Raw genomic sequence first — 11,923 nt, 5'->3', positions numbered from 1 at the left:
GCGCGGCACTTTCCTGCTACGCTATGAGGCGTTGCCCTCGTAGCTCAGTGGATAGAGCGCTTGCCTCCGGAGCAAGAAGTCGTAGGTTCGAATCCTATCGAGGGCACTTTTCGACCCCGCTTCGCCACTTGGGCGGCGGGGTCTTCTGCTATCCATTAGCCTCGCGAAGGACGGTGTCATGATCAGCGGTTACTACGGCGACCTCGCCGACCCGGACCGTTCCTTCGACCTCTATCCGCCCGCGAAGCGCACTTCCGATTTCGCTCCCCTCCTCATCCATGTGCACGGAGGCGCCTGGAGGTTCGGAGACAAGTCGTCTCTCCGCTTTTCGGAAAACGGCCAACACAAGATTCGCGAGCGATTTCAAGCGGCAGGATTTGCGGTGGCCTCGATCAACTACCGACTCACGGGCAGAGCTCGATTCCCGGAACCGCTCCATGACCTCAAACAAGCGATACGGCATTTTCGAGGACACGCCACGGACTATGGAATCGATCCTCGGAGAATTGCCCTTACTGGAGCCTCTGCGGGCGGGCATCTCGTCCAACTCGCGGCTGCAACGGGTGACTCCGGCCAAACGTACCTCGAAGGCCCGGGTGACAGTACCGCTTCGTCCATGGTTAATTGCGCCGTCAGCTTTTATGGCGTGAGCGATTTGAGGACCATATTCGACGATCGTGTGGCCTGCGGTCTTCCTTTCCATCATCCCGACGACGACGGCGCCGAGCGTCGCTTACTCGGGTCAACTTTTCCACCGCCATCGGACACCACCGCGGAGATCGCTTGGTCACGGGCGCACCCGGTGGATTACGCCCGTTCGGCGACGCTGTCTCCTTCTCACCGTCCCGTCTTTTACCTTCATGGCGATGCCGACGGCTGCGTTCCCTGGAACCAATCGACCACTCCCCACGCGGCTCTGCGTTCCCGAGGGATCTCCACGGCGTTGGAGATCGTTCCCGAAGCGGACCACTCCGATGCCACCATTTATGGCGACGCGGCGCGCCTGGCCCGCGTCCTTTCCTGGGTCGAGCGACAGCTGTCTGGTCCCTCACTCTCGTGACCCGACCGTGGCGTCTGGCCGGTGCCCCGTAGAATAGGCCGCAGTATGTCTGAGCAGCCCGCATCTCCCCAGCCCACCCGCCAGATCGTCTACCCCGAGTCGCTACCCGTCTCCGCCCGACGAGCGGACATTATGGATGCCATCCAGCAGCATCAGGTGGTCGTTGTCGCGGGTGAGACCGGCTCTGGCAAGACCACGCAGATCCCCAAGATGTGTTTGGAATTGGGCCTGGGTGAAGCCGGCACGATCGGGCATACACAGCCGCGCCGTTTGGCGGCACGATCGGTTGCCGAACGCATCGCGGAAGAATTGGGCGAAGACGTCGGCCAAACGGTCGGTTACCAGGTGCGTTTCACCTCTGAGGTCGGCCAGGATACGTCGATCAAGCTCATGACCGATGGCATTTTGCTCGCGGAGATCCCTCACGACCCTCTCCTGAAACGCTATTCGGCCATCATTATCGATGAGGCCCACGAACGTTCGCTGAACATCGATTTCATCCTCGGCTATCTCAAACGGATTCTGCCGCAGCGGCCGGATTTGAAAGTCATCATCACGTCCGCGACCATCGATCCGGAACGATTCTCGCGTCATTTCGCACCAAGTTTTGATCCGGTAGCCGAACACGATCCCGAAGAGCACATGCCCGACGACGCCGCGCCGGTGATCGAGGTTTCCGGCAGAACCTATCCTGTGGAGATTCGCTACCGACCCCTGACCGATGCCGGGATGTCGGACGACGAGACATCGGACGGTTTGGAGGCCAGCGACGTCGACCCCCTGGATGCCGTGTGCGATGCGGTGCTCGAATTGCGTTCAGAGGCTCCCGGGGACATTCTGATCTTCTTCTCCGGTGAGCGAGAGATCCGCGACGCCGCGGAGGCCCTCGAAGATCTCGCCCGCCGAGAACGTTCCCTCGCGGGCACAGAGATCCTGCCCCTCTTTGCCCGGCTTTCCATGGCCGAACAGCACAAGGTCTTTCGCCCGTCCGGCAAGCCAAGGATCGTTTTGGCCACCAACGTAGCTGAGACGTCCCTGACCGTTCCCGGCATCAAATACGTCATCGATCCCGGCACGGCCCGAATTTCTCGCTATTCATCGCGGACTAAAGTTCAACGGCTACCCATCGAACGCATTTCCCAAGCGAGCGCGCGGCAACGGTCCGGCCGATGTGGCCGTGTGTCGGACGGTATCGCGATCCGGTTGTATTCGGAGGAAGATTTTTCCTCGCGTCCGGAGTTCACCGACCCGGAAATTCTGCGGACCAATCTGGCGTCGGTCATTTTGCACACCATGTCGATTGGCGTCGTGGAATCCCCTAGTGACATGGAGCGATTCCCTTTTGTTCAGCCGCCTGCGCGCCGCGCGATTACCGATGGAATCAACGTCTTGCGAGAGCTGGGTGCCCTCAAGGAAAAAGGCGCAGCCGGAAACTCGACTCGAACGTCGAACTCGCGATCGAAGCGGTCGCAGGGCGCCCAAAAAACGCAACGTGATCAAGGCGTCGCATCTCCACTAACCCAGGTCGGCCGCCAACTTGCGGCGTTTCCCGTTGATCCTCGCCTCGGACGCATGATCGTTGCGGCGGAAAGCCACGGCGTCGCCAAGGAGCTCATGGTGTTAGCGGCCGCCCTCACCATCCAGGATCCCCGCGAGCGCCCCACCGAAAAACGCGCGCAGGCCGACGAATTCCACTCTCGTTTTACCGACGACACCTCGGATTTTTCGAGCTATCTTTTGCTCTGGCAATACCTCCAAGACAAGCAAGAAGAACTCTCCTCATCCCAATTCCGAAAGCTCTGCGGTCGGGAATTCATTAATTATCTGAGGGTCAGGGAATGGCAAGACCTTTACGAGCAACTGCGCCGTTTGGGATCCCGAGCGAATATTAGTGTTCCGCGGGGTCGGCAAATTACCGTGGGCGGCACGGAAGAGGCGGTGCATCGCAGCCTGCTGACCGGTCTTTTGAGCCATATCGGCGTTAAGGACGAACGCAAGCACGAGTACCACGGCGCCCGAGGAAGCCGCTTTTCAATCTTTCCCGGGTCGGGCCTCTTCAAGAAAAATCCGGATTGGATCGTCTCGGCCGAATTGGTCGAGACCTCAAAATTGTGGGCCCGGGTCAATGCGTCGGTCAATCCTCAATGGATCGAAGACGCCGCCGGGAATCTGCTGAAACGCACGTATTCGGAACCTCATTGGTCCGCAAAGCGTGGCTCCGTGATGGCCTACGAAAAGGCCACATTATTCGGCGTGCCGGTGGTGACGGATCGACCGGTCAATTATTGGCGCATCGACCCGGAACTCTCCCGGGAACTCTTCATCCGTCGTGCACTCGTCGAAGGCGATTGGCGAACCCGTCACCGCTTCTTCCACCGAAATCGACGGCGTCTGGAAGAGATCGACCAGCTCGAGGCTCGCCTACGACGTCGAGACCTTAAGGTGGATGACGACGCCATTTACGCGTTCTACGACGCGCGCATTCCTCAGGACATCGTCTCCGAACGCCACTTCGACCGGTGGTGGAAGAGGGAACGTCCCCGGAACGAGCACCTCCTGGACTTCGACCGTGAACACTTGATCGACGATGACGCCCGCGACTACGACGAATCCCAATTCCCGCGCACGTGGGTGTTGCCCACCAGCGACGGCGAATTGCGATTGGACCTGACCTACGAGTTCGCCCCTGCCGCTCCGGGAAGCACTCCTGAGGCCGATGGCGTCTTTGTCCAAGTTCCGATCGTGTTCCTGAATCAGATGTCGCCCGAGCCCTTCGAATGGCACATACCCGGACTTCGTCGTGACCTCATCACCGCGCTCATCAAGTCCCTCCCCAAAGCATCGCGCAAGAATTTTGTGCCGGCGCCCGACGTCGCGCGAGAGGCCTTGAGCGCACTGGAGGCCGACGCCGACCCCACTCGGGACGAGCTCCTGCCGGCCTTGGAACTCGCCTTGCGGCGCCTCAAAGGGTTCGTGATTCCCCCGAATTCTTGGAATTGGGATGCCGTGCCCGACCATCTTCGGGTGACGTTCCAGGTGCGCGACCATCGGAACCACCTTCTGGGCGAAGGGAAGGACCTGGCCGAGTTACAAGACAAGCTACGCCCCCAAATTCGTGCCGCATTGGCAGCTTCGCTCGGGGCTTCGCCGGAGGCGCTGGCGCGGCTCACGTCGACGGGCGGCCAGAAGAACCCCGGCACGGGGCACGCACCCGGGCCTGCATCCCCGCGAGACCGGAAGCAGAACGATGCGGCACCGGCACAGGCTGGAAGCACGTCGACCGGTGTGAAAGAGCGCAGCGGCCTGACGGAATGGCCCGACGTGGATATTCCCCGGAAAATCACGCGCACCATTTCGGGACACTCGGTTCAGGGATATCCGGCGCTAGTCGACGAGGGAAAGTCTGTGGCCCTCAGAATACTGACGTCCCCGGCGGAACAGGAACGAGCCCAGCGCGGCGGCGTTATTCGGCTTTTGGCGTTACGAGTCCCCTCACCCCAAAAATACGTTTCTGACCATCTGAAAAATCAGGAAAAAATAGTCTTCACGCAAAACCCACACGGATCCGTGGAGTCGCTCATCGCCGACTGCACCGTCGCGGCCCTAGATAAACTCACGCCGTCAGAAGCTCCGACGACGCGAGAAGAATTCGATCGCCTGTTCCACGAAGTTCGAGCCGAACTCATCGACACGGTATTCACGGTCACCAGCCTGGTCGCCGACATTCTCAAACGCGCTAATGGGGTGCGAAAGAAGTTAAAGTCCGCGGCATCTCTGTCGCTCATCAATAACGTCAATGACGTTAAAGCTCAGTTAGAGAATCTGGTCTTTCCAGGTTTCGTGGCGGCAACGGGATATGAACGGCTCGTCCATCTTCCTCGGTATCTCGATGCCATGGAGCGCCGAATCGAAAAAATGGGCGAAAAAGTTCGTCAGGACACCACGCTCATGCTGGAAGTTCAAGCACTGGAAGATCGGTACGACGGAGCGGTCGAAAAACATTGCCCCAACGGAGCTACCCCACCCGTCTTGGCCGACGTCGGCTGGCAGATCGAAGAGCTACGCGTCAGCTACTTTGCTCAAGAATTGGGAACGGCCAGGCCCGTCTCGGCACAACGTATTACCAAGGCCCTAAACCAGGCGATCGAGGAACTCGGCCGTTAAGATAGCGAAGCACGGCAGTGACACGGCGATGCACGTTGTCGTCGGCCGCAAGCTCAAGCTTGGCGAAAATGCGCTGAGTGTGTTTTTCTACCCCGCCTAGGCTGATGACCAACTGATCCGCGATACCCGCGTTCGTGTGTCCCGCCGCCATGAGCTCGAGAACTTCCGTCTCACGCGGGGTGAGAACTTCCCAAGGGGCTCGGTCTCGCACCAAAAGTTGTCGTACGACCTCGGGGTCCAGGACGGTTCCGCCATCCGCCACGCGATCCGCGGTCGCCAAAAACGCGTCAATGTCGGACACCCGGTCTTTGAGAAGGTAGCCCATGGAACCAGCCCCTGAGGCCACCAAGTCCTCGGCGTAGTCCACGATGACGTATTGGCTCAAAAGCAGGATGGGTGCTTCCGGCCAAGAACGTCGCAATTCGATGCTAGCGGTCAGGCCTTCGTCTGTATGACTCGGTGGCATACGAATATCACTAATGACCAGATCTGGACGCGCATCCAGTGCGGCCTCGATCATGGATGGCCCATCCCCCACACCGGCCACGACCTTATGCCCAGCGTCCTCGAGGATCAAGCGTAGCCCCTCGCGGATGAGGGCTGAGTCATCGGCGATCACGGTTCGCATGGGATCTCACATTCTATGGTCGTCGGTCCTCCATGCGGCGAATAAACGGTGAACTGGCCGTCTGCGCCCTTGACCCGGTCCGTCAGCCCTGCCAACCCGTGGCCTTTTGCGGCGGCTGCGCCTCCCACGCCGTCGTCACGCACTTCAATGTTCAAGATGGCGTCATCGAGATGTACTGAAATCTGTGCATGTTGCGCCGAGGAATGCTTGTTGGCATTGACGAGACATTCCGAGATCACGAAATAAGCTGTGGTCTCCACATGGGGAGGAAGGCTTCCCCGAACATCCCAAAGTATCTGGACGGGAATCTGTGAACGCGATGCCGTTTCCGTAACAGCGGCGTGCAGGCCGCGATCAACGAGAATCGCCGGTGCGATTCCTCTCGCTAGCTGACGCAGTTCCATGAGTGTCTCTCGACTCTGCGTTTTAGCCCCCCGAAGTATCTCCATGGCCCGACGAGGGTCGTTCTCGGCGATGCGTTCCGCTCGGGCCAGGTCCATCTCCAGACGAACCAGCCGTTGCTGTGGACCATCGTGGATATCTCGTTCAAGACGACGCATTGCATCAATTTCTGCTCGACGCGAAGCGGCCCGAGATCCCTTCAGGTCTTCAATGCGGTGCCGCGACGGCACGGGCAAACACAACATTGATTCAGATACGACAGCCCTGAGAATTGATAGACCGTGAACGAGCGGCATAAGAGTGAGCGCAAAGGCCGCTCCAACCACGGCATAAGCAATTCCTTCTGCGAGATATGGGTGGTCGGTAATCCAGGGAATATGTTCCACCGAGAGAAGATCGACAAGCCGACCGTTGCCGTCCTCATGGATCAGGCCGATGCTGAAAAGCCACATCATGATCGGCCCGGCCACCAGCATTAAGGCCAACATCCACCAGGTAAAGGTCAGCCAAAAGACCACGGTGGAAATGACAAAGTCCACCAAGATCCAGGCAAGGTTCATCCAGGACTGTCCGTGAGACGCGTCTGCCCTTAGACGATCTAAAGCCCCTACGGATTTCCTCGGCGGATAGGGTGTCGACACGTCACGACTTCGTATCCAACCTACGAGGTGACGCTCCCAGCTACTGGCTCCACGACCGTAATACAACGTTCCCCACAGCACGGGGACTCCCAAAAGGAGGAGAGGAACGAGGCCTGCCCCAAGACTCACAAGGGTGCATACCACGATGAACGAACACAAGGCGACCGGGAAACTCGAGGCGAGGTACAGATTTTCGCGGACAAACCGCTTCCACCGGGGAATGTGGCGAGCACGCCTCAGTTCTCTGGTGTCGAGGCGCTCCTCAAAAGCTGACCAGTTGGTCCTCCTCTGGTTCTTCCGGTGTGCAGTATTGGTCTCGTACTCTGATGCGGTGCTCATATATTTATCGTCTCGAAAGAGACCTGGCTGGCCCATCCGGCTAGTCGGCGTCTTGTCGTCGGGTTACCCCGACCACTAGACACCCCCGTTTTGCGAGGATCAGTCGATCTCTGCTTCCGGATGCCCTGCCCGGGCTAGGGCTGCCCGGATCGAAGCGGCCGCGTCGTCCATGAGCGCGTCATCGGGGTCGTTATCCACCTGGTCGAAGCTGAACTCTTCAATGGAATTCGTGGGCCATACGTGCAGGTGAGTGTGCGGGACCTCGAAGCCCTGGATCATCAGGCCAACACGCACCGGCTCATAAACTTCGTTGATGGCCTGCCCGATCAGGCGTGACACCTCCATAAGGTGCGCTGCCAGGTCCTGAGGTAGATCGACCCAGTGGTCTATCTCTTGCCGGGGTACCACGAGGACATGCCCCATGGATAGCGGTTGGATCGACAAAAACGCGACGGCGCGCTCATCCTTCCAGACGAATCGTCCAGGCAATTCGCCGTCAATAATTTTGGTGAAAACCGAGCTCATGATGTCTCCTCAAGGTTCAGTGAATCGCCGGGACGGAGCCGCACGTATTCGCTTCCATATTTAGTTCCGAAGTTTTCCAAATGCTTGGTCAACATGGCGTGCCCATTCTCGGCCATCAGACCGTCGTGAATGGGGAAGGCACGTTGAGGTCGCACGGAGGCCAAGAAATCCACGACTTCCTGCAGCTTATTCCACGGCGCGTGGATCGGTAGGAGCAGATGCTTGACCGTGATTTGGTGCGGAACGATCAAGCTATCTCCGGGATGGTACACGTCGTCATCGATCATGAACCCGACGTTCTGGATCGTCGGAATCAGAGGGTGAATCAACGCATGCTGACCACCAAAGGTTCTGATGCCGAATGGGCCCACATCGAACTCTTCCTCCCCCTGCACGGAGTGAATACGCTCGGGGTTCTTGACCGATTCCCGCAACTCGTCGGCCGCCGACTGTGTCGCGTAGACCTGGATGTCGGTGTGGTCATTGAGGACCTCGTGAACCGGCTCGCGAAAGTAGTGATCAGGGTGTTCGTGCGTGACCATCAAATACTCGGCGCCCTCGAGGGCCTCACGAATCTCTTCCGGCGATGAGAAGTTGCCGGGGTCCAGGACCAGCACCGAGCCGTGCTTCTCGACTCGGACACAGGAGTGCGTAAATTTCGTGATTCTCATAGCCCCCAGCGTATCCCTGTCTCGTTGTCGGCGCGATAGATTCCCTCGTGGCCTAGAATGGAACGAACCGCAATAAGGCCCGGTCAGGCGTGGGTTTTGCATCGCCCTGCGCAACCTAGGGGAAGGAGAGCCTCCGTGGTTTCCCAGAATTTGCCGACGTCTCGAGGGACAACTATCACCGATAGTGGCACCCAACAAGAATTTCGGAATACCCGGCAACGGCGAACCGTACTCGAGGTGCTCGCAACTCTTGACGATTTTCATTCCGCGCAGGATTTTCACCGGATCATCGTGGATCGCGGAGGCAGGGTATCGCTGGCAACGGTGTACCGGATTTTGCAGTCCTTGGCCGATTCCGGCGACGTCGATTCGGTGCAAGATCAAGAGGGCCAAGCTCTGTACCGCAAGTGCGCCGCTCAGGAACATCATCATCATCTGTTGTGCCGCAATTGCGGAGCCGCCGAAGATATCGAAGCCGACGTTGTAGAAGAATGGGCGTCGAGCATTGGCGCGGCCTTGGGCTATTCCGACATTGAACACACCGTGGAACTCACTGGCATCTGCTCACAGTGTGCTCGCGATAAGTCCCCGGAGACTTCTCTACCGGGAAGGTAATTCCGCCGAGCTGAGGGCCGACCGTCCTCGGTCGGTGTCATGCACTCGTCGTCCCGAGCCCGTGGTGCGACGTCGAATTCCGCCAATAACCCGGCACACCAGGTAGATCACGAAAGAAATGGTGGTCACATAGGGGCTGATCGGTAACGATCCCGCCAAGGCCAGGAGAATGCCTCCCACCGTGGAAATCTCGGCAAAGATCACGGACAAAATCAGCGCTTTAACCGGCGACGCCGTGATCTGAACCGCCGCGGCGGCCGGGGTAATCAGGAGCGCCAACACCAACAGCGAGCCAACCACCTGGACCGACAACGCCACGGAAATGCCGAGCAGCAACATGAACACCATCGACAGGGTGCGCATCGGCACGCCTTTAGCCGCGGCCACATCGGGGTCCAAGCTGGCAAAGGTCAAGGGGCGCCACACGAGGAACAACAATCCGATGACGACCACCGCGCCCACGGCCATTTCCGTGGTTTGCGCGCCGTCCACCGAGACAATTTGCCCGGTCAGCAAGGAAAACTTATTCGCCGAACGCCCCTGATATAGGGAGAGGAAAAGGATTCCCAGTCCCAACCCAAAAGGCATCAGAACGCCGATGAGCGATCCGTTGTGTTTGGCCCTTGCTCCCAGCGCACCGATGATCGCGGCCGCCGCGATGGAACCCACGAGAGATCCGGTGATGACGTCGAAGCCCATCAGCAGGAAGAATGCCGCGCCGGCAAATGAGAGTTCGGCGATGCCGTGCACCGCGAAGGCTCCATCTCGCATCGCTACGAAAGTTCCGATGAAACCACCAATCAGCGCCAAGATGGCGCCGGCAACGATGGACTGGCTCAGCAAGCTCAGCAGTTCGCCATAACCGTCGAAGACGAAGATGCGGCTCCATAGGCCCTCCGCCGCCAATGGCAGGTGCATTAACTGATCCGGAATCATGAGACTTTCCCTTCGACGTCGTGGGCGTGGCAGTCGTCGCCGGGGGTATGGGAGAGAGAATTCGCGCCCACCACGATGTACCGACCGTCAACCTTCATCACGGTCACCGGAGCGCCGTATACGCGAGAGAGCGTCTCGGTGGACATGACGTCCTCGACGCTTCCCACGGTGAATCTTCCGTTGGCTAGATAGAGGACCCGGTCAACGTCATCGATGATCGGGTTAATTTCATGCGTCACGAAGATCACGGTGGCTCCCGATTCGCGCCGGTAGTCCTCGATCAACTGGCTCACGGCGCTCTGGTGTCGAAGATCCAAGGACAAGAGCGCTTCATCACAGAGCAGCAGACGGGGCCGAGAGGCCAGCGCTTGCGCCACCCGGAGACGCTGCTGCTCGCCGCCCGAGAGCAGGCCCACGGGAACGGAGGCGTAATCGGTAGCGCCCACGCGTTCCAGCAGCTCGTCGATGCGAGCCCGGCGCTTTCGAGACCATAGACCGGGCCCCCAGCGGTGTCCATCGACTCCCAATCCCACGAGATCCCGAGCCCGAAGCGGTGTTTCGGGGGAAAAATCTCGTTGCTGGGGCACGTAACCAATGTGCGGATTGCCTCGGCGTACGCTTTCCCCTAAAACGGAAACCTCTCCCGAGCTGAGTGGCAATAGACCCAACAGTGCCTTCAGAAAAGTGGATTTTCCCGAACCGTTGGGGCCAAGAACCGCAAAATACTCCCCCGGCTGGATATCCAAGCTGAGGTCTTCCCACAGCACTCGGTCCCCGAAGGAGAGCGCGGCCTGATGAAGGCTAACGCTGGGGGCTGACGATGAGGACACACAGGCTCCTGTTCGCGATGGGGCTGGGTACGGCGAAGCGCCGACCGTCAGGTCGACGCCTCGCCAGGGTCAGGTGGACATTCAGATTAGGCGTGATCCTTCAGAGCCTTGGACACGGAATCCAGGTTGTCATCCATCCAGCCGATGTAATCCTTACCTTCCGGCAGGGTCTCGGTGAAGGACACGGTTGGCACATGATGCTCTTCCGCGTACTTCTTGAGCTCTCCGGTCTGCGCGGATTCAGTCTGCTGGTTGAAGCCTAGCAATGAGATGGAACCCGAGCTGAGCGCGTCCCTCATGGACTTCAGCACGGAGGCGGGAACGTCAGTATCGCCCTCGATTGCCTCGTAGAAATCCGTGGGCGTCTTGTCTTCGAGTCCGGTCGCCTGCAGCAAGTATCCCGGCACCGGTTCGGTCGCGACATAGCCCTTGCCCTTGGCGTTCACGTCCTCAGCTCGATGCTGGAGAGAGTCCAGCTTTCCGCCGAGGTCCTTGGCCTTCGTGGAGTAGTCGTCCTTGTGGCTAGAATCGACGGAACCGAGGTCCTCACCAATCTTTTCGGCGACCTTCTTCATGACCGACGGGCTGTACCAGACGTGTTCATTGAACGAACCGTGGTCGTGCTTATGCTCATGTTCCTCACTTCCGGAGGACTCATGATCGTGATCATGTTCTTCGTGGTTGGCCTCATCTGCGCCGGGAAGCCCAGAAAGTTCAACGGCGTTGATCTTTTCGGCCTTGGAGTTTTTCGCCAGATCGTCCATGAAGGCGTCGTATCCGCCACCGTTTTCCACGATCACGTCGGCCTTCTCAACCTTGAGACGGTCTTGGGCGGTGGCTTCATAGGAGTGAGGATCTTGGCTCGAGGAATTGATGATCGACTCGACATTGACGTGATCCCCGCCAATCGACTTCACGATATCGCCGTAAACATTGGTCGAGGCAACCACCGTGATCTTCTTGTCGTCGCCCTTGGAGGCGTTGCCGTCCTGCGACGAGCAACCAGCCAACGCCAATGAACCGACCGCGCCCAGGGCGGCGATCGTCATCCAACGAGTTCCCCTCATAAAAATTCTCTTTTCTCCTGCACCAGTGATGATCATGCGACAAAG

General features: G+C 59.0%; 10 protein-coding genes and 1 tRNA gene. 4 read left to right on the top strand and 7 right to left on the bottom strand.

Translation table 11 applies throughout. The annotated features are described in order from the left end of the window. The first annotated feature begins 33 nt into the window (after window positions 1-33). From D8M21_RS02685 to hrpA, 3 genes are all read left to right on the top strand, one after another. Window positions 34-106 (top strand) — tRNA-Arg (locus D8M21_RS02685). A gap of 72 nt (window positions 107-178) precedes the next feature. Beyond that, on the top strand, window positions 179-1,060 hold the full coding sequence (locus D8M21_RS02680; RefSeq protein WP_126855644.1) for an alpha/beta hydrolase: 882 nt from the start codon (window positions 179-181) through the stop codon (window positions 1,058-1,060). A gap of 45 nt (window positions 1,061-1,105) precedes the next feature. Next, window positions 1,106-5,224, top strand: a complete 4,119-nt coding sequence (hrpA, locus tag D8M21_RS02675) for an ATP-dependent RNA helicase HrpA (protein WP_048680242.1) — start codon at window positions 1,106-1,108, stop codon at window positions 5,222-5,224. Here the strand turns inward: hrpA and D8M21_RS02670 are convergent. The 4 genes from D8M21_RS02670 to D8M21_RS02655 form a co-directional block, all read right to left on the bottom strand. Then, entirely contained in the window at window positions 5,181-5,852 is a 672-nt protein-coding gene (locus tag D8M21_RS02670) for a response regulator (RefSeq protein ID WP_048680244.1), read from the bottom strand. The two genes, hrpA and D8M21_RS02670, sit on opposite strands and share 44 nt — an antisense overlap. Then, window positions 5,840-7,234, bottom strand: coding sequence for a sensor histidine kinase (locus tag D8M21_RS02665; RefSeq protein WP_161800266.1), 1,395 nt, complete (start codon window positions 7,232-7,234; stop codon window positions 5,840-5,842). Before D8M21_RS02665 ends, D8M21_RS02670 begins: the two co-directional genes overlap by 13 nt. Before the next feature lie 99 nt (window positions 7,235-7,333). After that, entirely contained in the window at window positions 7,334-7,759 is a 426-nt protein-coding gene (locus D8M21_RS02660; RefSeq protein ID WP_048680248.1) for an HIT family protein, read from the bottom strand. Further along, window positions 7,756-8,430, bottom strand: coding sequence for an MBL fold metallo-hydrolase (locus D8M21_RS02655; protein WP_048680251.1), 675 nt, complete (start codon window positions 8,428-8,430; stop codon window positions 7,756-7,758). The genes D8M21_RS02660 and D8M21_RS02655 overlap by 4 nt, the downstream gene beginning before the upstream one ends. 135 nt (window positions 8,431-8,565) lie before the next feature. Here D8M21_RS02655 and D8M21_RS02650 point away from each other — a divergent pair, with 135 nt between their 5' ends. Then, window positions 8,566-9,045: a Fur family transcriptional regulator gene (locus D8M21_RS02650; protein WP_238650994.1), complete on the top strand. Its 480-nt coding sequence runs from the start codon at window positions 8,566-8,568 to the stop codon at window positions 9,043-9,045. Here D8M21_RS02650 and D8M21_RS02645 read toward each other — a convergent pair. The 3 genes from D8M21_RS02645 to D8M21_RS02635 all read right to left on the bottom strand — a co-directional run bounded on the left by D8M21_RS02645 (window position 9,031) and on the right by D8M21_RS02635 (window position 11,860). Next, on the bottom strand, window positions 9,031-9,981 hold the full coding sequence (locus tag D8M21_RS02645) for a metal ABC transporter permease (RefSeq protein WP_048680254.1): 951 nt from the start codon (window positions 9,979-9,981) through the stop codon (window positions 9,031-9,033). The genes D8M21_RS02650 and D8M21_RS02645 overlap by 15 nt on opposite strands. After that, window positions 9,978-10,811 (bottom strand): metal ABC transporter ATP-binding protein, encoded by an 834-nt coding sequence (locus tag D8M21_RS02640; protein WP_065424256.1) that lies wholly within the window; start codon window positions 10,809-10,811, stop codon window positions 9,978-9,980. The genes D8M21_RS02645 and D8M21_RS02640 overlap by 4 nt, the downstream gene beginning before the upstream one ends. Window positions 10,812-10,897: 86 nt before the next feature. Then, window positions 10,898-11,860 carry a metal ABC transporter solute-binding protein, Zn/Mn family gene (locus tag D8M21_RS02635; protein ID WP_048680255.1) on the bottom strand — a complete coding sequence of 321 codons (963 nt, stop codon included), beginning with the start codon at window positions 11,858-11,860 and terminating at the stop codon, window positions 10,898-10,900. Between the last annotated feature and the right edge of the window lie 63 nt (window positions 11,861-11,923).

It is taken from the genome of Kocuria sp. HSID16901 (assembly GCF_003989425.1).
GTDB lineage: Bacteria > Actinomycetota > Actinomycetes > Actinomycetales > Micrococcaceae > Rothia > Rothia massiliensis.
The sequence above is the reverse complement of the archived record's forward strand: the minus strand, read 5'-3'. Positions and strand labels throughout refer to the sequence as shown.

What these genes read in the sequence shown, in the direction of transcription:
- D8M21_RS02680 (WP_126855644.1), top strand. Translation starts at nt 179, where the DNA reads ATGATCAGCGGTTACTACGGCGACCTCGCCGACCCGGACCGTTCCTTC.
- hrpA (WP_048680242.1), top strand. Translation starts at nt 1,106, where the DNA reads ATGTCTGAGCAGCCCGCATCTCCCCAGCCCACCCGCCAGATCGTCTAC.
- D8M21_RS02670 (WP_048680244.1), bottom strand. Translation starts at nt 5,852, where the DNA reads ATGCGAACCGTGATCGCCGATGACTCAGCCCTCATCCGCGAGGGGCTA.
- D8M21_RS02665 (WP_161800266.1), bottom strand. Translation starts at nt 7,234, where the DNA reads ATGAGCACCGCATCAGAGTACGAGACCAATACTGCACACCGGAAGAAC.
- D8M21_RS02660 (WP_048680248.1), bottom strand. Translation starts at nt 7,759, where the DNA reads ATGAGCTCGGTTTTCACCAAAATTATTGACGGCGAATTGCCTGGACGA.
- D8M21_RS02655 (WP_048680251.1), bottom strand. Translation starts at nt 8,430, where the DNA reads ATGAGAATCACGAAATTTACGCACTCCTGTGTCCGAGTCGAGAAGCAC.
- D8M21_RS02645 (WP_048680254.1), bottom strand. Translation starts at nt 9,981, where the DNA reads ATGATTCCGGATCAGTTAATGCACCTGCCATTGGCGGCGGAGGGCCTA.
- D8M21_RS02635 (WP_048680255.1), bottom strand. Translation starts at nt 11,860, where the DNA reads ATGACGATCGCCGCCCTGGGCGCGGTCGGTTCATTGGCGTTGGCTGGT.